The following is a 24,141-nucleotide window of genomic DNA, read 5'->3' as shown; positions in this document are numbered from 1 at the left end:
GCCCTCATGGTGAGGAGCGCGGTCTCCGGCGGTGCGCTTGCTCCGCCGCCTCGCGCGTCTCGAACCATGAATTAGCCGGGCTCCAGAGTGTGCCGCCATCCTTCGAGACGCACGCCTTCGGCGTGCTCCTCGGGATGAGGATTGAGTGTTCGGCTAAATCCGCGCCAGCAATTCCTTGATCAGCGTCGTGATCCGCCCCGTCGGGGATTCCAGTTCTTTCATGATCGAGAAGTGATCCGCGCCCGGGATTTCCTCATAGCTCACCGGCAGGCCATGCTGCACGCGATGCACCGCGAGGTCCGCCGTCTGCTGGCGCAGGATCGGTAATTCGCCGCCGCCGACCACCAGCGTCAGCGGCTTGTTCGGGCCGCCATCCTGCATCAGCGGCGACTGGCGCTTCGACATGGCTTCATCGAGCTTCAGTTTCTCGTTGAGATAGGACGCGCGGATCGGTTCGAGATCGTAGATGCCGGAGATCGCCACGCCGCCTTTCACCTTCGGATGCGACAAAGTCGTCGCGGTGAGATGGCCGCCGGCGGACCAGCCGGAGACCACGATACGGTTCGGATCGCCGCCGAGCGACGGCAGTTTTTCGGCGAGCGCATCGACGCCCGCGTGCATCTCGGCGACGATCTCGTCCAGCGTGGCATCCGGCGCCAGCGTGTAGCCGATCGCGGCGACGTTGATGCCATGGGCGATTGGGCCGGCGGCGAAGCAGGTGAAGAAATCCTTCGAGCGCATCTGCCAGTAGCCGCCATGGATCAGCAGCAGCACCGGCCCGCCCTCGGCGGCCTTGATGAAATCGAACCTGTTGCGCTCGCGCGGGCCGTAAGCAACGTCGAGATGCGCGGGATACTTCGCCTTCATGGCGTCGGAGCGCCGGCCCCAACCTGCAGTGATATCGGCGCTACCCACAACGGCGGTCGAGTTGTTCAGGCCGGCATCGAGCTGCTCGCGCGACATCGCGCGCCAGTTGGAATCGCCGAAAGGCTTACTCATGGTTGCATCCCTGCATTGTGTGAGGCGACTTGGGTTAAGGAGATTTGGCCTGCGGGTCCCATTTATCCAGAAAATGGTCTACACGGCTACGTCGGGATCGACATCCCAAGCATACGAATTGCTCTGCATCCGAAAATTGGAGACGTGCGTGGCCCCTCAGCAAGACCTTATCAAAGCAACGGCCTGCGCCGTGGTCGATCAACTCAATGCAGGGACCGTGACGCCACTCGATCTGCTCGACGTTCTGGAAGCGCGCATCAAGGAAGTCGACGGCCAGGTCAATGCGCTGCCGATCCTGTGTTTCGATCGCGCGCGCGACGCTGCGAAAGAGCTGATGAAGAAGCCGCTCGGCGAACGCGGCATCCTCGCCGGCCTGCCGGTGCCGATCAAGGATCTCACAGCAGTTGCCGGCGTGCGCACCACGCAGGGATCGCCGATCTTCAAGGACGTGGTGCCGACCAAGTCCAACGTGCTGGTCGAACGCCTCGAAGAAAACGGCGGCGTGATCTACGCAAAATCCAACACGCCTGAATTCGGCGCAGGTGCCAACACGTTCAACGAAGTGTTCGGCGCCACGCTGAACCCCTGGGACCTGTCCAAGTCCGCGGCCGGCTCGTCCGGCGGCGCCGCGGCAGCACTTGCCAGCGGCACGGCCTGGATTGCCCATGGCTCCGACATGGGCGGCTCGCTGCGCAACCCCGCCAGCTTCTGCGGCATCGTCGGCCTGCGCCCGAGCATCGGCCGCGTCGCCACGACGCCATCGGTGGCGCTGGGGCGGACGCTCAGCGTGCAGGGCCCCATGGCCCGCACCGTCGAGGATCTCGCGCTGATGCTTGACGCCATGAGCGGCGAATTTGCTGGCGATCCGCTCTCGATCCCGCTGCTGCCGGCCTCATTCCGCTCGGCGGTCCGCGCCGGCACCAAGCCGAAGCGCATCGCCTATTCACCGGATCTCGGCATCACCCCGGTAGATCCGGAAGTCGCCGCCATCACCCGCAAGGCAGCCGAAGCCTTCGCCGACGCAGGCGTCATCGTCGAGGAAGCGCATCCCGATCTCAGGGAAGCACACGAGTGCTTCCACGTGCTGCGCGCCTACGACTTCGCGCTCTCCAAGGCAGTCTTGCTGCGCGACAAGCGCGATATGCTCAAGCCGGAAGTGATCTGGAATATCGAAGAAGGCCTCAAGCTCAAGGTCAGCGACCTCGAACGCGCCGAAGGCCAGCGCATCGCGATGATGGCGCGGGCCTACGAGTTCTTCCAGACCTACGACCTGCTGCTGTGCCCGGCGACCATCACACCGCCATTCCCGATCGAGCAGCGCTATCTCGCCGAATGCAACGGCACCACATTCGACAACTACGTGCAGTGGCTTGGCATCGTCTATGCGATCACGCTGACCTGCTGCCCGGCGCTGTCGATGCCATGCGGCTTCACCTCAAAGGGTCTGCCGGTCGGATTGCAGGTCGTAGGCCCGCCGCGCGGCGAAGCCTCGCTGCTCGCCGGCGCACGGGTGCTGGAAGACATTCTGGGCCTGCGTGATTCCACGCCGATCGATCCGCGCCCGGCGACGTAACGAAACGCTGTCACGGCCGGGCCGCAGCGCGAAGCAAGGCTTCGCGTGCTGACCCGGCCATCATCGTTAGTCTGCCGTTCTCAGTGGACGGATGTCCGGGCCACGTCAGGGAATGATCGACCCTGCGGCCCGCCCTTCATTCGACTTTCGTCGATAGTGCGCCGCAACAATTCCACGATATCGCGACATTGCGCCGCAGGCTGCCTGTGCTACAGGCAATCGGAGGTTCTTTTGCCACCAACAATGCATTCCGCGGCATTGGCTTTTCGTGCCGCGCGTGGCAACGGAGCTTTTCATTTCACGGAATATGAGGCTTTACGTGGCTGAACAATTTGCACCCCCGGCGGACGGCAAACTCCACTTCGACGATGCGAAAAAACGGATCAAGGCGATCTTCATCGGCTCGATGGGCAATCTCGTCGAATGGTATGACTTCTACGCCTACACGGCCTTCGCCTTGTATTTCGCCCCGGCCTTCTTCCCGAACAGCGACCCCGTCGTGCAGCAGCTCAATGCGGCGGTGCTGTTCGCCGCCACCTTCCTGATGCGGCCGCTCGGCGGCTGGCTGTTCGGCTATCTCGCCGACACCTATGGCCGTCGTATATCGCTGACGATCTCGGTCCTGTGCATGTGCTTCGGCTCGCTGATCATCGCCTGCACGCCGACCTATGCCACCATCGGCATCGCGGCACCGATCCTGCTCGCGCTCGCGCGTATCATCGAAGGCCTCAGCCTCGGCGGCGAATATGGCGCCAGCGCTACCTATCTCTCGGAAGTTGCCGATCCCAACCATCGCGGCTTCTATTCGAGCTTTCAGTACGTCACCCTGATCGGCGGCCAATTGACCGCGATCATCGTGCTCCTGCTGCTGCAGAAGGTGTTCCTCACCGAGCAGGAGCTGAAGGACTGGGGCTGGCGCATTCCGTTCGTGATCGGCGCGGGTCTTGCGGTCTTCACTGCCGTGATGCGCCGCGACATGCACGAGACTGACCAGTTCGTCGAGGCCAAGAAGCAGGCCAAGCCGATGGGTTCGCTGCGCGCGCTGATGGCCTATCCGCGCGAATTGCTGCTGGTTGTCGGCCTCACCGCCGGCGGCACCGCAGCGTTCTATACCTTCACCACCTATATGCAGACCTTCGTGAAGCTCTCGGTCGGCCTCACCGCGGACCAGACCACGACGGTGATCTTCGGTACGCTGGTGTTCGCCTGCCTGCTGCAGCCGATCTATGGCGCGATCTCCGACCGCATCGGCCGCAAGCCGCTGCTGATTTTCTTCGGCGTTGCCGGCACGCTCAGCACGGTGCCGATCCTCACCACGCTGCAGACCACCAAGTCGCCGTTCACCGCATTCCTGCTGATCTGTGGCGCCTGGGTGTTCGTGGCGGGCTATACCTCGATCAACGCCGTGGTAAAGGCCGAACTGTTCCCGACCAATATCCGCGCCCTTGGCGTCGGCGTGCCTTATGCGCTGACGGTATCAATCTTCGGCGGTACGGCGCCGGCGATCGCGCTGTACTTCAAGCAGATCGGTCATGAACAGTGGTTCTACTATTATCTGTCGGGCATGATCTTCCTGTCCCTGCTGATTTACGCCACCATGCGCGACACCAAGCACAAGTCGGCGATGCACCGTCACGAGTGACGACAACGATTTAGCGAAGGAGCGTCAGCCATGACCGAGGACCACACCCCGCCGGATTCCAAGCTGACCGAATCCAAGCTGACCCAATCCAAACAGCGCTGGGCGCGCGAGGGCCGGTTTCTCACCGGCGAGGTTGCGCGCCCAGGAGAACAGCGGCTTCCACCCGGCCAGCACCTGACCCAGGACTGGCCGGTGCTGGATCTGGGCATCACGCCCGACATCCCCCGCGAGCGCTGGCGCCTCGATGTCTACGGCGCCGTCGAGACGCCGCTGTTCTGGGATTTCGCGCTGTTTTCCGCGCAGCCGCAATCGACCTTCATCTCCGACATTCATTGCGTCACCACCTGGTCGCGTTACGACAACCAGTGGGAGGGACTCTCGACGCGCGCGCTGCTGGATGCCTGCCAGCCGAAGCCCGAGGCCCGCTTCGTCGTGCTGGAATCCCATGACGGCTACACCACGAACCTGTCACTGGAAGACTTCGCTGCCGAAGACGCGCTGCTGGCGCACTCCTGGCAGGGCATGCCGATCGAGCGCGACCACGGCGGCCCGGTGCGCGTGATCGTGCCTCATCTGTATTTTTGGAAGAGTGCCAAGTGGCTCCAGCGCATCCAATTCGTCGGCGATGACAAGCCCGGCTATTGGGAAGTGCGCGGCTACCACAACCGCGGCGATCCCTGGCAAGAGCAGCGGTATTCGGACGACTGACAGCGACGCGTTGATGGAAACGTGATCGCACATGATGCTCTCGCAGTGATGCCGCGACAGCTCGCTTGCTAAGGCTATGAAGGGAAATTCTACTTCAGCACTTCGCAAACGCTGCGATGATCCTGACGCATCCGTCCCTCGGTGCGGCAAGAGACTTTCGCCCACCAGCCGTCGAGCGACTCGCGATCGCAATGCAGCTTCACGCTCATGCCATCGGCAAATTCGATCCATTCGGCGAAGCGATGCGACGGCACCGCGATGACCACCGGGATGTCGCTCGAGAGCGCGCGCTCGATCAGATAAGCGAGCCCCTTGCCCTCGCGCTCCTGCTTGCCGAACCGGTTGATGATGACGAGATCGGCGCCCTCGTCGATGGCGTCGGCAACCTGCGTGCCCGCATCGAGCAATTGTCCAACATCGAGCTTGCAGCCCTTGGCGCCGGGACCGAGATCCTGAAACAGCCGCACTTGCGCACCGGTATGCAGCATGACCGCGGTCAGCTTCGGCACGTCGAATTCGCGATGCCCGAGTTGCACCAATCCGACGGCGCGAACGCCCTGCTTGCTCAGATCCGCCGCGAAGGCGCGCAGCACCGCGTCGGGGTCCTGATCCTTGTCATAGACCAGCGCAGCCAGATCGCATTGGGAATCGAACATTGCAGGTTCCGGTTCAGCCATCAGGCAGCACAAGGCGCTCGCGATCCTATGCTGTAATGGGCGTATTCAAAAGCCTGATCAGGGCGCGGTCTCGGTATATTTATCCGGATATAGCGCTAGTTCCCGCCCGGTTGCGAGCCTAGAATCTGCGCTTCTTGCCGATATCGCCCTTCAGCGCCAGCAACTCCTTGCGCGCAGCGGTGGTCGCAGCGTTTTCGATGCCACGATAGCGCTTGACGAGGGTCAGGCCGAATGGCGTGAGGATAGCTCCGCCGCCATTCTTGCCGCCGGTCTGTCGCTCGACGGCGGGCTGCCCGCAGATCCGGTTGAGTTCATCGACCAGATCCCAGGCGCGCTTGTAGGACATCGCCATGGCGCGGCCGGCGGCCGAAATCGAACCGGTGACATGAATATGTTCGAGAAGCTGGATCTTGCCCGGTCCGATCCGTCCCTCGGGATCGAGGTCGATGCGGATACTGAGGGCTGGCGCGAGCGGGCTGGCTGGTTTGGACATGGTCGAAGTTTACGTTCCCGGACGCAACCTTGCCAGTCCAACAATCAAGGAACGTTTCAACCTTGGCCGCATTCGGGGCAGACGACTTCGCCCCTGGTCACATGCGCGATGCCGCGACAAACCCATTTCCGGGCTATCGCGTGCAGCGGCCGCCGGGCCAACTGATAGATGAAATACATATCGAGCATGATGACATGAGATCCGTTCGTCAGGCCATAGATGGGGCGGCGCCCTGCAATCAGAACGCCGCCTTTATCTGGTCAGCTATCTCTTTTTAGTTAGCCATGCAGCTTCTTGGCGGTCTCGGCGATCACCTTGCCCTGATAACGGGCACCGGCCAGCTCGTTGGCCGAAGGCTGGCGGCTACCATCACCACCGGTCAATGTGGTCGCGCCGTAAGGCGAGCCGCCGGTGACTTCATCGAGTTTCATCTGGCCCTGGAAGCCGTAGTTGAGGCCGACGATGGTCATGCCGAAATGCAGCAGGTTGGTGATGATGGAGAACAGCGTGGTTTCCTGGCCACCGTGCTGGGTCGCGGTCGCCGTGAAGGCACCACCGACCTTGCCGTGCAGCGCGCCCTTCATCCACAGGCCACCGGCCTGATCGAGGAAGTTGGCCATCTGCGAGGACATGCGGCCGAAGCGGGTGCCGGTGCCGACGATGATCGCGTCGTAGTTGGCGAGATCGTTGATGGTCGCGACCGGCGCCGCCTGGTCCATCTTGTAGTAGGACGCCTTGGCGACGTCGTCGGGCACCAGTTCAGGCACGCGCTTGATGTCGACGGTAGCGCCAGCTTCGCGGGCACCTTCGGCCACGGCATTGGCCATCGCTTCGATATGGCCGTAAGCCGAATAATACAGAACGAGTACTTTGGTCATAGTCAGTCTCCGTTGGATTGGGATGAGTAGGTCGGGTTGATGATTGATCGGTGCCTTTGACTTGCGTCAGGCGGCGTCCACCAGCACGAGTTCGGAATCTTCCAGCGCCGTGATCGTGACGTTGGCTTCATCGCGGATAGCGACGCCGTCGCGGGCGTTGACGCGAATGCCGTTGATCTCGATCGCGCCGGCAGCCGGCACGAGGTAGCCGTTACGCGAACTACCCAGCGGATATTGCGCGGTCTCACCGGCCTTCAGCGTGGTCGCCAGCACCCGGGCGTCAGCCCGGATAGGCAGTGCCCCGGCGTCGTCCTTGAAGCCGCTGGCAATGGTGACGAACTGGCCAGAGCGATCGGCCTTCGGAAACGGCTTGGCGCCCCAGCACGGCTGGCCCCCCGTTTGCGTCGGCTCGATCCAGATCTGGAAGATCCGCGTGGTCGATGCCTCCAGATTGTATTCAGAGTGCCGGATGCCCGAGCCCGCACTCATCACCTGGACGTCGCCAGCCTCGGTGCGGCCCGTGTTGCCCAGACTGTCCTGATGCGTGATCGCGCCTTCGCGGACATAGGTAATGATTTCCATGTTCGCGTGCGGATGCGCCGGGAAACCGCTGTTTGGCGCGATCTCGTCGTCGTTCCAGACGCGGAGGCTGCCGTGCCCCATGTTTTCCGGGTCATAGTGGCTGCCGAATGAGAAATGGTGCTTGGCCTTGAGCCAGCCGTGGTCGGCGCCGCCGAGTTTGTCGAACGGTCTGAGGTCGATCATGACGAAATCCTCATCTGGTTACTTGCGTTTGATGCATTTGCATCCGGGGCCTCTGGATATGCTCTCCCAGATGGGGCATAAATAGAAATGATGGAAACTCATCGTTTCGGATTTTGAGATGTCAAAACTTCCCGACTTCGAGGCGCTGGCGATTTTCGCCAAGGTGGTCGAACTGCGGTCCTTCGCGGCGGCGGCGACCGAGCTCACCCTGTCCAAGGCGACTGTCTCCAAGGCGGTGAGCCGGCTGGAGGACCGCCTGGGCGCGCGACTGTTCAACCGGACCTCGCGGCGTCTGGCACTGACCGACGCCGGCAAGACGCTCGCGGTGAAGGCAACGCAGCTTTTGGCCGATGGCGAGGCGGCGGAGAACGAGGCGCTGGCGCAATCGGCGACACCGCGCGGGCTGGTACGGCTGGCCGTGCCGATGACCTATGGCACCAATACGGTGGCCCATCTGCTGCCGGAGTTCCTCGCCCAATATCCGGAAGTCTCCATCGACCTCAGCCTCAGCGACGCGACCGTCGACCTGATCGGCGAAGGCTTCGATGCCGCGATCCGCATCGCGTCATTGCCGGACTCATCGCTTATCGCGCGGCGGCTGCGTCCGGTGAAGCGCCACATTGTGGCGGCGCCGTCCTATTTCGCAAAATATGGCCGGCCGACGCATCCCATGCATCTCGCCGACCACAAATGCTTTGGCTACACCTATCTCTCGACCCCCGGCGTCTGGCACTTCACCAACGCGGTCGGCGAGCAGGCCAGCGTTCGGCCCGCCGGGCCGCTCCGCGTCAACAATGGCGAGGCGCTGCTGCCGGCGATGATCGCCGGATTGGGGATCGGCGACCTGCCTGATTTCATTGTCGGCGACGCATTGGCGAGCGGCGCGCTGGAAGCCGTGTTGCAGGACTGGTCGCTGTCGTCGAGCGGCGTCTATCTCGTCACGCCTCCGGGAGGCCCGCGCCCTGCCCGTGTTGAAGTGCTGCTGGAATTTCTTGCTGACAAACTCGCCATCACCGGCAAGCGCACACGCAAACCGTCAGGCTAGCCCGCCTTCATCATCTGCCCGTAGATGCCGAAATACTGGTCGCGCATATTGGCGATATCGAATTCGGTGACGAAATCCTTCGCCGTCCTTGCGATCTTCGCAGCAAGATCGGGCTGCGCCGCAAGCGCCACGATCTTGTCGGCGAGATCCTCGGCGGATCCGACCTTGAACTTGATACCGTTCGAGCCGTCCACCAGCAGTTCGGCCGGGCCATCGACATCCGCGGCGATGACGGGCAGGCCGACGGCCATGGCTTCGAGCAGCACCAGCCCGAAACCTTCGAAACGCGATGGCAGAACGAAGATATCGGCCTCGTCCAGCGGGCGGCGCACATCGGTGCGCCCGCACAGGAAGCGAACACGATCGGCAACATTCTCCGCGATCGCCTGCGCCTTCAAACTCAGGAGGGTCGACTCGTCGCCCTCCGGCGGGCTGCCGACGAAATCGCAGCGAATGTCGAGCCCGCGCGTGACGCAGAGGCTGACCGCCTTGATCAGAAGGTCCTGGCCCTTCTGTTTCGGATAGATGCGGGCCACGTTGATCAGCCGCAGCGGGGAGCCGAAGCGACGTTGCCGCGCCACTCTATCGAATGTCGCCAGCGGAATGCCGTTATGCACCTTAAACAGGCGTTTCAATTTGACAGATTCGCATTCACGCTCGACCGCAGCCGAGATTGCGATATTCCAATCGACGAACCGCTGATGCAGCCGAAGCTTCACGCGGTCCCACGCGTTCACGAGGCCGGTATTGTGAATGGTGTAGCCGACACTCATCGGACGATACAGTTTACTCAACATGGCGAAGTGCTTGGCGCCGCTGTCATGCGCATGGATGACACGAACATCGTGACGGCGGATGATGTTGAGTAGACTTAGAATGACACGTGGATTGCGGTTTCCGGGTGGACGCTTGAGAAAGTAGACCGGGTGCCCCGTCGCGGAGAGCTCGGCAGCGAGGTCGGGATGGAAAAAGTCGTTGATGACGACGAAAACCTGCGGAATGTCCTCTCCCGGCGTGCAACTGGCAGCGAAATTGATCAGCAATCGTTCGGACCCGCCAACGGTCAGCGACGAAATCAATTGAAGCACACAACCCACTTTGAAATGCTCCCGGCCCGAATGCCGGGCGACTTCCAAATCCGTCACATCCCAAACGGCCCGATGGCGAAATAGCGCCAGGCTTTTTGTCTGTTGGGAGTAATCCATTCCCTATTTCGGCTGATGCTCATGGCTATTCTGCGGCGCGCCAAAAGCGCCGCGGAAGCGAATTCTGGCGGAAAGACGGCAGAGTTGCGCTGGAATGCGCACGCAGGTTGTGCAGTGGCGCCAAAGCACATCGGATTTCGAGAAAGCGCAAAACTTCCACGCCATTTGCGGCAACGATGCATTCGTTGCTTTCGCTCGATGATATTCAGTCAGCCATTTCATTGACGAAAAACGCACTGCACGTAGCTTTGATGCACGCCATTGCATCAGAGAAAATGACCATGACCACCGCCTCCCCTACCCGACGTTTGCTATCAACGCTCATCGCGACCGCCTTCAGCGCAGCGCTTGCTACGTCCGCTTTCGCTGCCGATCAAATCACACTGCGCGTCGGCGATCAGAAGGGTGGCAATCGTTCGCTGCTGGAAGCGGCCGGACTCACCAAGGACCTGCCCTACAAGATCCAGTGGTCGGAATTCCCTGCGGCCGCGCCGATCCTCGAAGCCATCAATGCGGGTGCGCTCGATATCGGTCACACCGGCGATCTCGCTTTCCTTACGGTCTATGCCAACGGCTCGCCTATCAAGGCGATCGGCGGTGTCCGCGCCAATGCCGATACGCAGGCGATCCTCGTGCGCAACGACTCGCCCATCAAGACCGCGGCCGATCTCAAGGGCAAGCGCCTCGCCGGCACGCGCGGCGGCTGGGGCCAGTTCCTGATCGACGCCACGCTGGAGAAGGCCGGCTACAAGATCACCGACGCGACCTTCGCGCCGCTCGGTCCCGTCGACGCCAAGATTGCGCTGGTCGCGGGCTCCATCGATGGCTGGGCGGTGTGGGAGCCCTATGTCTCTTACGCCGTGCTGAAGGACAACGCCCGCGTTGTCGCCGATGGCGCCGGACTCACGCCGACGCTCACCTTCATCATCGCATCCGACCAGGCCATCGCCACCAAGCGCGAAGCGGTCGCCGACTTCCTGCGGCGCCTCGACAAGGCGCGTAACTGGTCGCGCGCGCATATCGAAGACTATGCGAAGAATACCGCCGAGCTGACCAAACTGCCGGAAGACGTGCTTGTGCGTGCCTATAAGGCACAAGACACGCGGCCGATCGCCATCGACGATGGCGTGGTCAAGGAATTCCAGGAAGCGTCCGACCGCGCCACACGCTACGGGATTCTGTCGAAGCAGGTCGATGTCAGCAAGGCGGTCGATCGCAGCTTCACGCAGGCGGCGCCGGCCTCGAACTAGCCGAAGACGACCTGGCGAAGGTTTCTCAATTTACCTTCGCCAGCGTCGTCACTGCACGCGGCAAGATCTCCACCGTCGCCGTACGTCCTGCGACCAGCATCGTGCCTGCCGGTACCGGATCCAGCGCGATGCGCACCGGCACGCGCTGGGCCAGACGGACCCAGCTGAAAGTCGGGGTCACATTGGCGAGCAGGTTGCTGCCCTCTGCGCGGTCGCGGTCCTCGATACCAGCGGCGACGCTCTCGACATGGCCGGTGAGCTTGGCGGCATCACCCATCAGGTGAATGTGGACGGAATCGCCGACGTGAATACGCGACAGTTTGGTCTCTTCGAAGTAGCCATCGACATGCAGGCTTGACGTATCGACCAGCGCCATCACGCCCTTGCCCGCGGTGACATATGTACCCGGCCGCAGATCCATGTTGGAGATCACGCCCGAGACCGGTGCATGGACCTCGCTGCGATCGAGATTGAGCTGTGCCACCGCCTGATCGGCAACGGCCTGATCCAGTGATGCCTTGGCGAGGAGTTGTGTCGCCAGCACCTGCTCCTTCTTCTGCTGCGACACAGCCGCGGTAGTGAGATCGTTGTAACGCTTCAGATCGAGATCGGCCTGCTCAAGGCTGGCCTTGCGACCGGCCACAACCGCCTCGGCCTGCTGCAGCGCCAGTCCGAAACGCGCGCGGTCGATCCGCATGATGACGTCGCCGCGGGCCACCTTCTGATTGTCCTTCACCAGAATTTCGGTGACGAAGCCGGAGACATCCGGCGCTAGGGTGACCACATCGGCGCGGACGCGGCCGTCGCGGGTCCAGGGCGCATCCATGTAATAGACCCAGAGATAGTGCCCCACCGCGAGCGCAGCGACAACGGCCAACGCTGTGACGGCGAAACGACGAACAAAACTCACAGCGTTTTTCATGACAGCAATCCGGAGGATAAATAGACCACGCCGCCCAGCAGGCAGACATACAGAGCAAGATCGAACAGCGCGCGGTGCCAGACATAGCGATAGAGGCCCGAGCGCTCGATCAGCGGGCGCAGCAACGCGCCGATGGCGTAAGTGATGACCAGCCACAGCATCAGCGATGGCATCAGCACGCCGAACAGATCGATTTCATATCTCATGCGGCCGCACTCCCCGCGCGAAGGCCCGGTTCGGGCAGATAGGCGGGGGCCGCCGGAAACAGACCACGGCGAATGCCGACAAGTCCGATCAACGCGTCCGCGCGCCCTGCCCCGCGCTCGCCCATGGCTTCCGACAGCGCGTGATCGACCTTCGCCAGCAGCGGTTCCGGCATCGCGCCGCCATTGTAGCTGCGGAAACTCACGGCAAGCTCATCCAGCATCGCGTCCATTGCGCTGAGCGTCGGCAGCGACAGGTGATGACGGGCACGACGCAGATCGACGATATTCAGCCCGACCCGCAACTCGCGCAGGTTGTCGACCATGCGCAGCTCGGAGTCTTTCAGCGCCGTCAGCCGTGGCGCGAGCAGACCGATGCGATTCAGCATCAAGCCGGCAAAGGCTGCGCGGTCGCGGTTGCCGCGCCGCTCGGCGGCCTGCGCGATGGCAATCCAGCCGCGCCGCATCAAGCGCTTCACGCTCCATTCGGAGCCCACCGACCGGATCAGCTGGATCGAAATGACGGACAGTTCGGTACCGACGAAGAAAGCCACGCTGGAATTGGCGAAACTTGCGAAGTCGGCATTGTAAGTCGTCTGCAACGCCATCAGCGTCGCGGTATTCGCCGCCAGCAGCATGCCGATGAAGAAGGTGGCGGGACGCGCGATCAGATAGCCGAACAGCAGGAACGACGGCGCCAGCACGGCGACCAGCACTTCGACATCGGTGATGGCCGGCAGGATCGCGAACAGATAGAGCGCGATGATGACCATCGCGACCAGGGTCCATTTGGCAAAGCCGCGCAACCCGACCGCGGGATCATCCATGCCGGCGAAGAACGAGCAACCGATAGCGGCCATGGTCGGCGCTGTCGCGCCGTCGGTCCAGCCGGTGGCGATCCAGAATGCGCAGCAGACCAGGATCGTAACGAATACGCCTGCTGCGGACCACAGCGCCATGCCGTGATCGACATGCCGCACCGGGGCCACCCCGGCTTCGGCCTGAAAGGCGAGTTTTGCGCCCGGCGGGCGACCGCCCTCGGCGATCGCCCGATTGAGGACCCGGCAATCCGCGGAAATATCGACGAGTTCGCGCATCCGGATCAGGAGGCTGGCGATCATGATCTCGTTCCATGACGAGGACGCACTCAGCTTCGGTTGCTGGGCGGCAATCATGCTGCGCAGCCGCTCGGCAGGTTCGCGGTCGGTCCCGTTGTCGGCAATCCAGGCGGAGACGTCCTCGATCAACGCCATCAGGTGCGGGTAGGTCGCCCGCGCGTCCTCGTCCAGCGCATCGATACGATCACCCATGGATGACAGCAGCGGCAGCAATGTCAGCATCCGCGTCCGCAGCGCGTGCATCCAGCGCGAGATCGCGCGGCCGCCGAGCCGATCATAGGCCAGATGATCGGCCAGCGTATCGATATCGACGGCATCGGCCGCAAGCTTCAGGCGCAGATCGTGCGTTGCGGGATCGGAGCTGCGACCGGCCAGTACCTCTTGCGTGAGCTTGCGCGCGCCGGCCAGCCACGTATCGACCCGCGAGGCAACGGCAGGGCCGACGCTGCGCGGCAGCAGGATGGTGGAGACAAGCGTCGCGCAAAGAATACCGACAATGATCTCCTCGCTCCGCGCGACAGCCGTATCGAAAATGGCGGCGGGTTCATTGACCGAGGGAAAGCTGATCAGCGCACAGGTATAGCCCGCGAGCATGAACATGTAGCTGCGCGGTGTCCTGTCCAGCAGCGACACATAGAGGCAAAAGCCGACCCACAGCGCGATGGCGAGGCTCAGCAGTTCCGGCGAATTGACCAGGTTCGGCACCAGTACGACGCTGGCAGAGGCGCCGACCAGAGTGCCAATCACACGAAACAGCGCTTTCGAACGCGTGGCGCCGGCCAGTGGCTGCGACGCGATATAGACCGTGGCCAGCGCCCAATAGGGTCGCGGCAGATCCATCGCAAAACCAATCAGCAGCGCCATCATGCCGGCAATGAAGGTTTTCACAGAGAAGACGATATCGGCGTGGCGGACGAGAAACGGTGGCTGGACAGCAGCGGAGGTCATGGCAGCGCGTCTGCCTCCTCGGCGGCCTCAAACAGGCGACTGGCCGATTGCTCGATCCGTCCGAGGACATCGAAAGCAACCGCGAGTTCGTCCGGCGGGATGCCCTTCATCAGGTCAGCGCGTAGCCGGCGCATGACCCGCCTGACCTCCTCCGCCTTGGCTTCGCCCAGCGGCGTCAGATGCAGCATCTTGGCGCGGCGATCGGTCGGGTCCTCGCGGCGCTCGACCAGCCCTTCCGCGGCAAGCAGATCGATCAGCCGGACGACCGATGGTCCCTCAAGCCCGATTTCATCGGCGAGCACGCCCTGCCGCACATGCTCGCGTCCGGCGCGGGACAGGATCAGCAGCGGATGTGCGGTGGCTTCAGACAGGCCATGCGCCGACAGGGTCTGGTCAGCCTTGCGGCGCCAGACCCGTGCCAGTCGCGCAACCAGCAGGCCCAGCTCGGCCTGGATATGCGCTTGGGAGTGGGGCATGAAAATTAGATAGGACCCTATCGATTAGGCTGCAATCTATTTTGTGCATCGCATCAGTCACGGTGTGGTGAGCGCCGCGGGGCGCCCCGGGACCTGCAGGCCCGGCGCGGGGAGGCTCTCATGTGGGAAACAGCGCCGACAGCGAGATATTGCGAATTTCCCAATGATTTCCGTGGGCCATATCTTTCAGCGATTGAAATCCCCCTTGTTTCTGCCATGTTCGCGCCCAAAGCAGGCATCGGGTAGTGTTCTCAAGCGCGCGAATCTTCATCGCGCCGATGCTCCATTGAAAGCGGCAAAGGAATTCCATGGCGAAGCCAGCAGTGATTGTCGTCGGTGCGGACAAGGGTGGGGTCGGCAAGACCACGGTTTCGCGGACGGTTCTGGATTATTTCAGCGCCAACAACGTTCCGACGCGGGCTTTCGACACTGAAGCGCCCCGCGGCACGCTGAAGCGGTTCCATTCCGACATCACCGAGATCGTCGACATGACGACCACGGCCGACCAGATGAAGATCTTCGATACGCTCAACGCCGTGTCGCCCTCGGTGACCGTGATCGACGTCCGCGCAGGCCTGTTGTCCCGGGCGCTGGCCGATTTACGCGACATCGGCTTCCTCGATGCCGCCAAATCGGGCCAGATCACCTTCGCGGTATTTCACATCCTCGGCCCGTCGATCGCCTCGCTGGACGAAATCGCAGAAACCGCCGGCTTCATGGACGGCGCCAAGTATTTCCTGGTGAAGAACTTCATCAACAACACCAGCTTCTTCGAATGGGATCAGGCGACCTACAACTCGTATTTCCACCGCATCAAGGGCGCCACCGAAATCACCATCCCGAAGCTGAACGAAATGGCCTATGAGCAGGTCGAGGTCTCCAGCGTGCCGTTCCTGAAATTCGTGGCCAACAAGGGTCCGCAGGACGAGGCCGCAAATTACTCGTTCGTGCTGCGCGGCTATGTCCGGCACTGGCTCGCCAATGTCTGGAGCGAGTTCGATCGCATCAAGCTGACCGACATCGTCCACGACAAGCCCGGGGCCCGCAGCCCCGGCGAGAAGTAAGTCCATTTAACGATTGGAGCGGCGTCGGATTCGCCTGATATTACGCCGATGCGACGCACGCCCGTTTATATTATCTGCTCGACGCGACCGATGGTCGGCAAGACCCTCCTCGCGCGCCTGTTGTGCGAATTCCTGAAATTGCAGCGCGGCGACGTCACCGGTTTCGATGTCAGCCTCAAGGAACCATCGCTGCTGGATTTCCTGCCGAAACTGACCGAGACTGCCGACGTCAATGACACGTTCGGCAAGATGTCGCTGATGGACCGGCTCATCGTCAATGACGACATGGCCAAGGTGATCGACCTTGGCTATCACGCCTTCGACGAATTCTTCAAAATGACCGGCGAGATCGGTTTCGCCAAGGAAGCCGCCCGCCGCGGCGTGGCGCCCATCGTCTTCTTCATGGGCGACAGCGACCGGGCCTCGGCCCGCGCCTATGAAATGCTGCGGCAGCAGTTCGCGCACAACTCGCTCTATGTGGTCGACAACGAACACGTGCTGCGCGGCGAAATTCCGGTCGCACTGGCGCAAGGCCGCATGCTGCGCATCGCGGCACTGCCGCCGTTCCTCAAGACCTATATCGACCGGCTGAATTTCTCCTTCACCGGCTATCTGCGTTCGGAACAGGATTCATCCACCGAACTGCATCAGTGGATCCGGACAAACTATTTCAGCTTTCGGGAGATCGAGCTGGGGCTGTTGCTGCAGGGGTTGTGAGTTCTCCCCTCTCCCCGCTTGCGGGGAGAGGTCAAGAAAAGGTCAATGCCCGTCGAACGTCATCAACGTCCGCACCGGCACATTCATCGCCCGCAGCTTCGCCGCGCCGCCGAGATCCGGCAGGTCGATGATGAAACAGGCGGCCATCACCTCGGCACCGATCTGGCGCATCAGTTTCACCGCGCCTTCGGCCGTGCCGCCAGTGGCGATGAGGTCATCGACCAGGATCACGCGCTCGCCGGGCTTGATGGCATCGGCATGCACTTCCATTTCGTCGATGCCGTATTCCAGCGAATAGGCAATCCGCACGGTCGTATGCGGCAGCTTGCCCTTCTTGCGGATCGGCACGAAGCCGGCCGAAAGCTGATGCGCCACAGCACCACCGATGATGAAGCCCCGCGCCTCCATGCCGGCAACCTTGTCGATCTTCAGCCCCGCCCAGGGCTGCACCAGCTCGTCCACCGCGCGGCGAAACGAGCGCGCATCACCAAGCAGCGTGGTGATGTCGCGAAACAGGATACCCGGCCTCGGGTAATCCGGAATGGTACGGACGGAGGCTTTGAGATCGTGTTCGAGTTCGGGTGTCATCAGGGTCTTTCAGTTCTTCGGGTGGAGATCAGTTGGGGCGTTGCCCCAACCGAAATGCGTTTTCGACAATACGTAAGCCGACCTCGCCACCAAGCGACATCAGCGATTCCGGGTGAAACTGCACACCGCCGACCGGCAGTGTCTTGTGCTCGATGGCCATGGCGACGCCGTCCTCGGTGCTCGCCGTCACGGTGAGCACATCGGGCATGCTGCCCTGCTCGACGAACAGCGAGTGATAGCGGCCGATGACGATCTCGTTGGGCAGGCCGTTCATTAATTGTCCGCCCCTCACCTGCACGCGCGAAGGCCGGCCATGGGCCGGCTGCGCAAGCTGGCCGAGCACACCGCCGAAATATTCGCCAATTGCCTGCACGCCCAGGCAGACGCCGAACACCGGCAGTTTCTTTTCGAGCGCGGTATCGATCGTCCTGCCGATGCCGAAATCCGCCGGACGGCCCGGCCCCGGTGACAGCACCAAAAGGTCAAAACTCTCGCGGTTGAGCACGGTCTGCGCATGCACATGCCGGACAACGCTGACGGTCGCGCCGACCTGGCGGAAATAATCCGCCAGCATATGCACGAAGCTGTCGTCGTGATCGATCAGCAGCACTTTCTTGCCGGACCCGGATGCATCCGGTGCGAAGGCCGACAGCCGCTTCGGCGGATCGCCGCGTAGCGCCTGGAACAGTGCCGCCGCCTTGGTCTGGCACTCTTTCTCTTCGGCGACGGGATCCGAATCGAACAGCAGCGTCGCACCGACGCGGACTTCGGCGAGACCATCCTTCATGCGGATCGTGCGGATGGTGATGCCGGTATTGATGCCGCCGTCGAAGGACACGGCGCCGATGGCGCCGGCATACCAGCGCCGCGACGAGCGTTCGTTATCTTCGACGAACTGCATCGCCCATAATTTCGGTGCACCAGTCACCGTCACCGCCCAGGCATGGGTGAGGAACGCATCGAGCGCGTCAAATCCAGGACGCAGCATGCCTTCGACATGATCGACAGTGTGGAACAGTTTCGAATAGGTCTCGATCTGCCGCCGCGCGAGCACCTTGATGGTGCCGGGCACGCAGACGCGTGCCTTGTCGTTGCGATCGACGTCGGTGCACATGTTGAGCTCGAATTCGTCTTTCTCCGAATTCAGGAGCTGCCGTATCTGCTCGGCATCGCCGATGGCGTCGACGCCGCGCGCAATGGTGCCGGAGATCGGACAGGTCTCGACCCGGCGGCCATCGGAACGCACGAACATCTCGGGCGAGGCGGCGACGAGAAATTCGCCATCGCCGAGATTCATCAGCGCGCCATAGGGCGAGGGATTGATGACACACAGCCGCTGGAACACTTCGGCGGGAGAACGATCGCAGGGTTCGGCGAAGAGCTGCCCGGGCACGGCCTCGAACAGATCGCCGCGCGCGAAGGCGGCGCGGGCATTCTCCACCGTGCGCTGATATTCGCCGGGCGCATGATCGGCAAATCCCTGGCGCGGCGCCTTGTTGTAACCGCTGTCGGGCGTGTCACGCGGCAGGCCCTCGGTCGAGCGATCCTTCCACGTGAAGTCATAGGACATGAGCACGCCGCGGCCGGTGGCGCGATCATAGGCCAGTAGTGTGTCGGGCAGATACAGCACGATGTCGCGCTGATCGGCTTCGCGGGCGCGCTTCTGCTTCAGGTCTTCCATCTGGAACACGAGATCATAGGCGAAGGCGCCGTAGAGGCCGAGCATGGAATCATCAGACGAGAATAGTTGCGCGACCATGTCGCGCACCAGCGACATCACACTGGCGCGGCGCGTGCGCTGATCTTCCTCGACGGGCGCCTCGCCGCGGATGATGTGACCCTTGAGCTTCGACATCGTCCGCCCGTCAAGCGCAATGCAGGGATCCTGCAGCGTGTCGGCGAGGAAGGCGATCAACACCTGGCCGCGCTTGTTCAGCGCCGTCAGTGTAAAATACGTCCCGGTGGTCTCGAGGAGCAGCGGCGGATCGGCAAAGCCGAGATCGAAGCTCTCATAGCGCCCGGGGACGGTGGTGCCCGACGACAGCACCACGCCGCGGCGCTGGTCGAGCCGGACGATCAGATCGTCCAGCGCGGCGCCGCCGGTGAAATAGTCGACATGGCGCGCCACGGAGAGACCCGCGCGGGTCTTGTAGGCGCTGTCAGCGGGAAGCGAAAAAACAGTCCTGTTCATGGTGTCCTCTTAGGAAACGTGCCGGAGGGGGCGCCACACAGGACAAACAAGCAAAGGCCGTCGCACTGCGATGGCGGCCTTCGACGATTGTAAATAAGCAAATCGCACCGACCACCTCTTCAGGAGGTGCGCCACCAACGACGGCTGTTGCGGACAGGGGTGCTCATGGGCGGCAAATCACCATGGCCGGGCCGGAAGGTCAAGGGACTAGACGGCCTTCGGCCGCCCCCGAACGAATACCGTCAATTTGAGTGCCCCGACGCCGTCCTCGATCGGGGTCCAGCCAATGCTCTCGTACCAGGCCCCACGGGGCGGAGCAGCACAGAGATAGACCCGGGCATGACCACGGGAGAAAGCCTCCAGGCAGGCCCGTTCGATCAGGACCGGGGCGATGCCCTGCCCGCGCGCCTCCGGTTCGGTCCAGACCGCGGCGACCCAGGGCGTATATTGCGGACGTTCATCAAGGTCAGAAACCAGCAGCGAGGCCATCCCGAGAAAGGCCGATTCGCGATGGGCTACCAGCGCGATCGGCAGGCCAGTGCCCGCCATGTTTTCGCGCAGCCGTTCGACAATATAGGCCTCGGGGACGCCATGGCGCTTCCACCATGCCTGCCAGATGCGATCAGCGACGGTGTCGAAAAATTCCGGCGCGTGGCGCAGATCGGAAATCGTGAAGTCGGGTGCCATGGTCTCTATCCTGGCACCCGACCTATCCGGTCGTCCCGGCCGCATCAAGCGGGGTGGATGATCAAGCGAGATGCTTCTTGAAGAACGCCGTGGCGCGGCCCCAGGCCAGCTCGGCGGCTTCGCGGTCATGCACGCTGACACGCTGTTCGTTGACGAAAGCATGGTCGGCGTCATAGCGGAAGAACTCGGCCGACTTGCCGGCCGCCTTGAGGCCGGCCTCGAAGGCATCGACCACGGCCGGCGTGCACCAGTCGTCGCGATTGGCGAAGTGGCCCTGCAGCGGCACCTGCACGTCGGCGGGCTTGGCGGCCTGCTCCGGGGGGATGCCGTAGAATGCAACGGCGGCCTTCAATTCGGGAATCTTGCACGAACCGATGATGGTCACCGCGCCACCGAGGCAGAAGCCGGTCAGGCCAACCTTGGCCCCGTTGCGCGACAGATACTGCGCGGCGCCGCGCACCGTCTGCGTGGTCGCATCCATGAAATCCAGCGAGTTCATCTCTTTGCCGGCGGCGTCCGTGTCGTGATAGGGCACGACCACGCCGTTATAGAGATCAGGCGCCAGCGCATCGAAGCCGGCCAGCGCGAGGCGATCAGCCAGGCCCTTGATCTGCTCCTGCAGGCCCCACCATTCCTGGATCACGACGACGCCGGGCGCATTGCCGGCCTGGGCATTGGCGAGATAACCCTTGGCTTCCTTGCCGTCCGGCCGCTTGAAACTGATCGATGTTCCCATGATGTCCTCCGCTGGAATGGTTCGGGGCAACTTATAGACCCCTCCCGTGTCAACTCAACCGGGCCAGCGCACGCTGCAGGTCTCGCTTGTAGGTCAGAAAATCGACAAACAGTCCGTGTTCGCCGCCGTCCCGCCGTGGCGGTTGCGCGAACCATTGCGTGATCTCCTGCCGCAGCGCTGCTGCCGCATCCGGCCGCGCGGCCTTGGCCGCGAGATAGGCTGCGATCACGCGGGCCTGCAATGCACGCCCTTCCCAGCCCACGCCTGCGCCTTCCAGCAACCCCGCCACATACAGGCCGTTATCCTCCGACGGAAACATGTTCATGAACAGCCTGGGCGCACCGATCACGTCCTGCCAATCGAGTGCACGGAGATCGCCGAGGAACGGAAACGTGATCCGGTAGCCGGTCGCAAGCAATACCAGATCGACCTCGTCGCAGCGGCCATCGGCAAACACGACCAACTTGCCGTTGAATTCGCGGACCGGCTTGCGCAAACCGACATCGCCCTGGCCGAGATGCTGCAGCACCAGCGAATTGACGATCGGCGTGCGGTCATAGAGGCGGTGCTGTGGCTTCGGCAGGCCGAAGCGCTCCGGCGCGCCGACGATGAAGCGCAGAATCGGCTCGTGCAGCCTTGAGCGCAGGTTCTTCGGAATGATGAAGCGCTTCGGCTTGTGATTGCCTTCATCCGCCGGCTTGCCGGCGAGAAACTTCGGCACGAAATGATTGCCGCCGCGCACGCTCCACAACACCTTATCCGCGCGATGGATCGCATCGACGACAATGTCACAGCCGGTATTGCCCATGCCCACCACCAGCACGCGCTGGCCGGCGAAGATATCGGCGGTCTTGTAGTCCTTGGCATGCATCAGTGAGCCATCAAAGGTGCCCGACGTTTTGGGGGTCAGGGGATCACTGAGATGACCATTGGCGATGATGACGCCGGCATAGTCTGCCGACGTGCCGTCGCTGAAAGCAGCGTGCCATCCACTTTCCTGCCGCGTCATGCTGCGCACGCCGGTGTTGAAGCGGATCAATGGATAGAGATCGAAATGCCGGGCATAGCTCTGCAGATAATCCAGCACCTGACGATGTCCGGGATAGGCCGGCCAGTCCTCCGGCATTGGGAAATCCGCAAAGGCCGTGGTGCGCTTCGACGAGATCAGATGCGTCGAGGCATAGACCGCACTCGGCGCCGCGCCATACAGCCACTGCCCGCCGACATCGGCGTTCTGCTCGACGGCTTCCACAGCATGGCCAGCGGCCTTCAGGCTCTGGATTGCGGCAAGACCTGCGGGACCGGCGCCGATGACGAGGAAAGTCATGACATCGGCTCCCGACGCTCGTCGCGATAGCGTTCGAACACGGAGCGCGCATCGAGCTGCGGTGAGTAGCCGAATTCAGACTTGAGGCGCGTATTGTCGAGCACCGGGCGATACTGGATGAATTTCACGTTCTGAGGCGTCAACTTCGTCAGGCCGAGCATATGGAGCAACCACAGTGCGCCCTTCATCACCGCGGGCGGAATCGGAACGAATGGCTTGCCATTGAGCCCTGCGATCTCCCGCAGGCTGAGCGTACCGTCGCCGGCGAGATTATAGATCCCGTCTCTGCCGGTGCGTACGGCCTGCGCCAGGGCGGCCACCACATCGCGATCAGCGATCAGCGAGAATGGCGTTGCAGTGCCGCTCAGACCGGTCACGACGGGGCGCTCGAACAGGGCAGTGATCTGATTGTTCGTGGTCGGCCCAAGCACCGTGCAAGGGCGGAACACGGTCTGCCGCAGTTGCGGATGATCTTGCCGCCATCGCGCCAGCATCTCCTCGACCTCACGCTTGTTACGTGCATAAGGGAAATCCTCGTTACCGCGCAGCGGATCGGTCTCGCGCAACGGGACGGGATTCTCGGCGTGATAGCCATAGGCCGCGCCGCTCGATGTGACGATGAGGTGGTCCACACCAGCCGCGAGACAGGCTTCCAGCACATTGCGCGTGCCCAGCACATCGATCTCATAGTCGCGCCGGTCGTCGCCTCCGACGGCAACGACCGAGGCGAGATGCACAACGGTGCGTGGCTTCACGCGGGCGATGACATCCTTCAAGGCGGGATCTCGGATGTCGCCCTGCTCGTAGGCAATGCCGTCGAGCCGCTGTTGCGGCGGCACCTCGCGCAGGTCGAGCGCTGTCACCGGCCCGTCGCCATCGGCCGCGAGTGGGCGCAGCAAAGCGCTGCCGATGAAGCCTGCCGCGCCGGTGATCAGAACGCCGCTATTCGCCATCACGTCGCTCATGCCGCACCTTCAATGCGTGCCGGATGCGGGTGGCGCCGTTTCCACCAGCCCGCCAGCGCCCAACCGGAGACGAGGTGCCAGACTCCCCAGCCAGCGGCGACCAGCGCAGCCCCGCCAAGCCCGTCGAATTGCGTGAGGATCAGCGCCAGCCCCAGACCGGAATTATGCATGCTGACTTCGATGGTCAGCGCGCGGGTGTCGTAGTCGCTGAGCCCAAGGATTTTCGCGACGCCCCAGCCGAGCGCCACCGCGATGGCGTTATGCAGCACCACGAACGGCAATACGGATGTCGAGAACACCGAGATGTAGCGCCAGTTGGTGATCGTTGCCGCAAGAATAAAGCCGATCAGAAAAACAAAGGACAGGATCTGCAGCGGCCGGCGCAGACGGTCTGCCAACACCGGCAGATGACGCACCGTGAGCAAACCGGCAACCATCGGCACGCCGAGCAGCAGCACGGTCGATCCGATAAACGAGACGGGATCGACGCTCACCTGGCGCAGCAGTGCCGCGGTTTGTGGATTGAGCCCGGCCCAGAACAGGATGTTCAACGGCGTCGTGACGGACGCGAGCAGGCTGGAGATGCCGGTCATCGACACCGACAGCGCGGTGTTGCCGCGCGCCATATGGGTGATGAGGTTAGAGATGTTGCCGCCGGGACAGGCCGCCACCACCATCATGCCAAGCGCGATGGAGGGCTGCGGCTTCAACACCATGGTGATCGCCCATGTGACCGCCGGCAGCAGGATCAGTTGCGCGGCGAGCCCCGCGAGCGGCGCCGCCGGACGTCGGAACACATCGACGAAATCGGCGACGCGAAGATCGAGCGCGACGCCATACATGATCAGCGCCAGCACGATGCCGAGCGCCATCTGGCCACTTGGACTGATGTTCAACAGAATATCGTCGATTGCCGCGCCCGCCATCCATCCCCCCGATGAGCGTGGATATCCGTGACGCTCAC

The 24,141-nt window shown here is 62.7% G+C and carries 24 protein-coding genes; 7 read left to right on the top strand and 17 right to left on the bottom strand.

Going from position 1 to position 24,141, the window contains the following annotated elements:
* Positions 1 to 153 precede the first annotated feature (153 nt).
* Complete coding sequence (locus AC1RLZ_RS05310) at positions 154 to 999, bottom strand: alpha/beta hydrolase (protein WP_493187763.1); 846 nt, start codon at positions 997 to 999, stop codon at positions 154 to 156.
* Between the two features lie 148 nt (positions 1,000 to 1,147).
* Here AC1RLZ_RS05310 and AC1RLZ_RS05305 point away from each other — a divergent pair, with 148 nt between their 5' ends.
* The 3 genes from AC1RLZ_RS05305 (at position 1,148) to AC1RLZ_RS05295 (ending at position 4,922) form a co-directional block, all read left to right on the top strand.
* Positions 1,148 to 2,572, top strand: a complete 1,425-nt coding sequence (locus AC1RLZ_RS05305; protein WP_493187762.1) for an amidase — start codon at positions 1,148 to 1,150, stop codon at positions 2,570 to 2,572.
* Positions 2,573 to 2,879: 307 nt separating this feature from the next.
* A complete protein-coding gene (locus tag AC1RLZ_RS05300; RefSeq protein ID WP_493187999.1) occupies positions 2,880 to 4,214 on the top strand; it encodes an MFS transporter in 1,335 nt (444 codons plus the stop codon).
* A 30-nt stretch (positions 4,215 to 4,244) separates the two neighbouring features.
* Positions 4,245 to 4,922, top strand: a complete 678-nt coding sequence (locus AC1RLZ_RS05295) for a sulfite oxidase-like oxidoreductase (RefSeq protein WP_493187761.1) — start codon at positions 4,245 to 4,247, stop codon at positions 4,920 to 4,922.
* 89 nt (positions 4,923 to 5,011) lie between these two features.
* Here AC1RLZ_RS05295 and AC1RLZ_RS05290 read toward each other — a convergent pair whose 3' ends face one another.
* From AC1RLZ_RS05290 to AC1RLZ_RS05275, 4 genes are all read right to left on the bottom strand, one after another.
* A complete protein-coding gene (locus AC1RLZ_RS05290) occupies positions 5,012 to 5,578 on the bottom strand; it encodes a DUF2478 domain-containing protein (protein ID WP_493187760.1) in 567 nt (188 codons plus the stop codon).
* A 139-nt stretch (positions 5,579 to 5,717) separates the two neighbouring features.
* Positions 5,718 to 6,092: a winged helix-turn-helix domain-containing protein gene (locus AC1RLZ_RS05285; RefSeq protein WP_493187759.1), complete on the bottom strand. Its 375-nt coding sequence runs from the start codon at positions 6,090 to 6,092 to the stop codon at positions 5,718 to 5,720.
* 278 nt (positions 6,093 to 6,370) lie between these two features.
* The gene (wrbA, locus tag AC1RLZ_RS05280) at positions 6,371 to 6,970 is read right to left on the bottom strand and encodes an NAD(P)H:quinone oxidoreductase (protein WP_493187758.1); all 600 of its coding nucleotides are present in this window, start codon (positions 6,968 to 6,970) and stop codon (positions 6,371 to 6,373) included.
* A 66-nt stretch (positions 6,971 to 7,036) separates the two neighbouring features.
* Complete coding sequence (locus AC1RLZ_RS05275; protein WP_493187757.1) at positions 7,037 to 7,735, bottom strand: pirin family protein; 699 nt, start codon at positions 7,733 to 7,735, stop codon at positions 7,037 to 7,039.
* A gap of 118 nt (positions 7,736 to 7,853) precedes the next feature.
* Between AC1RLZ_RS05275 and AC1RLZ_RS05270 the strand changes: the two genes are divergently transcribed.
* The gene (locus tag AC1RLZ_RS05270) at positions 7,854 to 8,780 is read left to right on the top strand and encodes a LysR family transcriptional regulator (protein WP_371421738.1); all 927 of its coding nucleotides are present in this window, start codon (positions 7,854 to 7,856) and stop codon (positions 8,778 to 8,780) included.
* On the opposite strand, the gene AC1RLZ_RS05265 is transcribed toward AC1RLZ_RS05270, so the two are convergent.
* Positions 8,777 to 9,868, bottom strand: a complete 1,092-nt coding sequence (locus AC1RLZ_RS05265) for a glycosyltransferase family 4 protein (protein WP_493187756.1) — start codon at positions 9,866 to 9,868, stop codon at positions 8,777 to 8,779. The genes AC1RLZ_RS05270 and AC1RLZ_RS05265 overlap by 4 nt on opposite strands.
* Positions 9,869 to 10,266: 398 nt before the next feature.
* On the opposite strand from AC1RLZ_RS05265, the gene AC1RLZ_RS05260 reads away from it, so the two are divergent.
* Positions 10,267 to 11,235 (top strand): ABC transporter substrate-binding protein, encoded by a 969-nt coding sequence (locus tag AC1RLZ_RS05260; RefSeq protein ID WP_493187755.1) that lies wholly within the window; start codon positions 10,267 to 10,269, stop codon positions 11,233 to 11,235.
* A 25-nt stretch (positions 11,236 to 11,260) separates the two neighbouring features.
* On the opposite strand, the gene AC1RLZ_RS05255 is transcribed toward AC1RLZ_RS05260, so the two are convergent.
* The 4 genes from AC1RLZ_RS05255 to AC1RLZ_RS05240 are packed head-to-tail and all read right to left on the bottom strand — an operon-like array spanning position 11,261 to position 14,902.
* The gene (locus AC1RLZ_RS05255; protein ID WP_493187754.1) at positions 11,261 to 12,157 is read right to left on the bottom strand and encodes an efflux RND transporter periplasmic adaptor subunit; all 897 of its coding nucleotides are present in this window, start codon (positions 12,155 to 12,157) and stop codon (positions 11,261 to 11,263) included.
* Positions 12,154 to 12,363: a DUF1656 domain-containing protein gene (locus AC1RLZ_RS05250; RefSeq protein ID WP_371421742.1), complete on the bottom strand. Its 210-nt coding sequence runs from the start codon at positions 12,361 to 12,363 to the stop codon at positions 12,154 to 12,156. Before AC1RLZ_RS05250 ends, AC1RLZ_RS05255 begins: the two co-directional genes overlap by 4 nt.
* Positions 12,360 to 14,426, bottom strand: a complete 2,067-nt coding sequence (locus tag AC1RLZ_RS05245) for an FUSC family protein (protein WP_493187753.1) — start codon at positions 14,424 to 14,426, stop codon at positions 12,360 to 12,362. The genes AC1RLZ_RS05250 and AC1RLZ_RS05245 overlap by 4 nt, the downstream gene beginning before the upstream one ends.
* A complete protein-coding gene (locus AC1RLZ_RS05240) occupies positions 14,423 to 14,902 on the bottom strand; it encodes a MarR family winged helix-turn-helix transcriptional regulator (RefSeq protein ID WP_371421744.1) in 480 nt (159 codons plus the stop codon). The genes AC1RLZ_RS05245 and AC1RLZ_RS05240 overlap by 4 nt, the downstream gene beginning before the upstream one ends.
* A gap of 308 nt (positions 14,903 to 15,210) precedes the next feature.
* Between AC1RLZ_RS05240 and AC1RLZ_RS05235 the strand changes: the two genes are divergently transcribed.
* Both AC1RLZ_RS05235 and AC1RLZ_RS05230 read left to right on the top strand, forming a co-directional pair.
* A complete protein-coding gene (locus AC1RLZ_RS05235) occupies positions 15,211 to 15,966 on the top strand; it encodes a P-loop NTPase family protein (protein ID WP_371421745.1) in 756 nt (251 codons plus the stop codon).
* A gap of 48 nt (positions 15,967 to 16,014) precedes the next feature.
* Positions 16,015 to 16,683, top strand: coding sequence for a hypothetical protein (locus AC1RLZ_RS05230; protein ID WP_493187752.1), 669 nt, complete (start codon positions 16,015 to 16,017; stop codon positions 16,681 to 16,683).
* A 42-nt stretch (positions 16,684 to 16,725) separates the two neighbouring features.
* Here AC1RLZ_RS05230 and AC1RLZ_RS05225 read toward each other — a convergent pair whose 3' ends face one another.
* The 7 genes from AC1RLZ_RS05225 to AC1RLZ_RS05195 form a co-directional block, all read right to left on the bottom strand.
* Positions 16,726 to 17,271 (bottom strand): adenine phosphoribosyltransferase, encoded by a 546-nt coding sequence (locus tag AC1RLZ_RS05225; RefSeq protein ID WP_493187751.1) that lies wholly within the window; start codon positions 17,269 to 17,271, stop codon positions 16,726 to 16,728.
* Between the two features lie 28 nt (positions 17,272 to 17,299).
* Positions 17,300 to 19,462, bottom strand: a complete 2,163-nt coding sequence (locus tag AC1RLZ_RS05220) for an anthranilate synthase component I (protein ID WP_493187750.1) — start codon at positions 19,460 to 19,462, stop codon at positions 17,300 to 17,302.
* 207 nt (positions 19,463 to 19,669) lie between these two features.
* Positions 19,670 to 20,149: a GNAT family N-acetyltransferase gene (locus AC1RLZ_RS05215; protein WP_493187749.1), complete on the bottom strand. Its 480-nt coding sequence runs from the start codon at positions 20,147 to 20,149 to the stop codon at positions 19,670 to 19,672.
* Positions 20,150 to 20,210: 61 nt separating this feature from the next.
* Positions 20,211 to 20,885 carry a dienelactone hydrolase family protein gene (locus tag AC1RLZ_RS05210; RefSeq protein WP_493187748.1) on the bottom strand — a complete coding sequence of 225 codons (675 nt, stop codon included), beginning with the start codon at positions 20,883 to 20,885 and terminating at the stop codon, positions 20,211 to 20,213.
* A gap of 49 nt (positions 20,886 to 20,934) precedes the next feature.
* Positions 20,935 to 22,212 (bottom strand): flavin-containing monooxygenase, encoded by a 1,278-nt coding sequence (locus tag AC1RLZ_RS05205; RefSeq protein ID WP_493187747.1) that lies wholly within the window; start codon positions 22,210 to 22,212, stop codon positions 20,935 to 20,937.
* Positions 22,209 to 23,177 (bottom strand): SDR family oxidoreductase, encoded by a 969-nt coding sequence (locus AC1RLZ_RS05200; RefSeq protein WP_493187746.1) that lies wholly within the window; start codon positions 23,175 to 23,177, stop codon positions 22,209 to 22,211. Before AC1RLZ_RS05200 ends, AC1RLZ_RS05205 begins: the two co-directional genes overlap by 4 nt.
* Positions 23,174 to 24,103: a bile acid:sodium symporter family protein gene (locus tag AC1RLZ_RS05195; RefSeq protein WP_493187745.1), complete on the bottom strand. Its 930-nt coding sequence runs from the start codon at positions 24,101 to 24,103 to the stop codon at positions 23,174 to 23,176. Before AC1RLZ_RS05195 ends, AC1RLZ_RS05200 begins: the two co-directional genes overlap by 4 nt.
* Positions 24,104 to 24,141 lie beyond the last annotated feature (38 nt).

It is taken from the genome of Tardiphaga sp. GW822-FHT04G09 (assembly GCF_058800725.1).
Note: the sequence above shows the minus strand (reverse complement) of the source record. Positions and strands in the feature narration are given on the sequence as shown.

Bases quoted from the DNA above. Each gene is read 5' to 3' on its own strand.
- AC1RLZ_RS05310 (WP_493187763.1), bottom strand. From the start codon at position 999: ATGAGTAAGCCTTTCGGCGATTCCAACTGGCGCGCGATGTCGCGCGAG.
- AC1RLZ_RS05300 (WP_493187999.1), top strand. From the start codon at position 2,880: ATGAGGCTTTACGTGGCTGAACAATTTGCACCCCCGGCGGACGGCAAA.
- AC1RLZ_RS05295 (WP_493187761.1), top strand. From the start codon at position 4,245: ATGACCGAGGACCACACCCCGCCGGATTCCAAGCTGACCGAATCCAAG.
- AC1RLZ_RS05290 (WP_493187760.1), bottom strand. From the start codon at position 5,578: ATGTTCGATTCCCAATGCGATCTGGCTGCGCTGGTCTATGACAAGGAT.
- AC1RLZ_RS05285 (WP_493187759.1), bottom strand. From the start codon at position 6,092: ATGTCCAAACCAGCCAGCCCGCTCGCGCCAGCCCTCAGTATCCGCATC.
- wrbA (WP_493187758.1), bottom strand. From the start codon at position 6,970: ATGACCAAAGTACTCGTTCTGTATTATTCGGCTTACGGCCATATCGAA.
- AC1RLZ_RS05275 (WP_493187757.1), bottom strand. From the start codon at position 7,735: ATGATCGACCTCAGACCGTTCGACAAACTCGGCGGCGCCGACCACGGC.
- AC1RLZ_RS05270 (WP_371421738.1), top strand. From the start codon at position 7,854: ATGTCAAAACTTCCCGACTTCGAGGCGCTGGCGATTTTCGCCAAGGTG.
- AC1RLZ_RS05260 (WP_493187755.1), top strand. From the start codon at position 10,267: ATGACCACCGCCTCCCCTACCCGACGTTTGCTATCAACGCTCATCGCG.
- AC1RLZ_RS05255 (WP_493187754.1), bottom strand. From the start codon at position 12,157: ATGAAAAACGCTGTGAGTTTTGTTCGTCGTTTCGCCGTCACAGCGTTG.
- AC1RLZ_RS05250 (WP_371421742.1), bottom strand. From the start codon at position 12,363: ATGAGATATGAAATCGATCTGTTCGGCGTGCTGATGCCATCGCTGATG.
- AC1RLZ_RS05245 (WP_493187753.1), bottom strand. From the start codon at position 14,426: ATGACCTCCGCTGCTGTCCAGCCACCGTTTCTCGTCCGCCACGCCGAT.
- AC1RLZ_RS05240 (WP_371421744.1), bottom strand. From the start codon at position 14,902: ATGCCCCACTCCCAAGCGCATATCCAGGCCGAGCTGGGCCTGCTGGTT.
- AC1RLZ_RS05235 (WP_371421745.1), top strand. From the start codon at position 15,211: ATGGCGAAGCCAGCAGTGATTGTCGTCGGTGCGGACAAGGGTGGGGTC.
- AC1RLZ_RS05230 (WP_493187752.1), top strand. From the start codon at position 16,015: ATGCGACGCACGCCCGTTTATATTATCTGCTCGACGCGACCGATGGTC.
- AC1RLZ_RS05225 (WP_493187751.1), bottom strand. From the start codon at position 17,271: ATGACACCCGAACTCGAACACGATCTCAAAGCCTCCGTCCGTACCATT.
- AC1RLZ_RS05220 (WP_493187750.1), bottom strand. From the start codon at position 19,462: ATGAACAGGACTGTTTTTTCGCTTCCCGCTGACAGCGCCTACAAGACC.
- AC1RLZ_RS05215 (WP_493187749.1), bottom strand. From the start codon at position 20,149: ATGGCACCCGACTTCACGATTTCCGATCTGCGCCACGCGCCGGAATTT.
- AC1RLZ_RS05210 (WP_493187748.1), bottom strand. From the start codon at position 20,885: ATGGGAACATCGATCAGTTTCAAGCGGCCGGACGGCAAGGAAGCCAAG.
- AC1RLZ_RS05205 (WP_493187747.1), bottom strand. From the start codon at position 22,212: ATGACTTTCCTCGTCATCGGCGCCGGTCCCGCAGGTCTTGCCGCAATC.
- AC1RLZ_RS05200 (WP_493187746.1), bottom strand. From the start codon at position 23,177: ATGAGCGACGTGATGGCGAATAGCGGCGTTCTGATCACCGGCGCGGCA.
- AC1RLZ_RS05195 (WP_493187745.1), bottom strand. From the start codon at position 24,103: ATGGCGGGCGCGGCAATCGACGATATTCTGTTGAACATCAGTCCAAGT.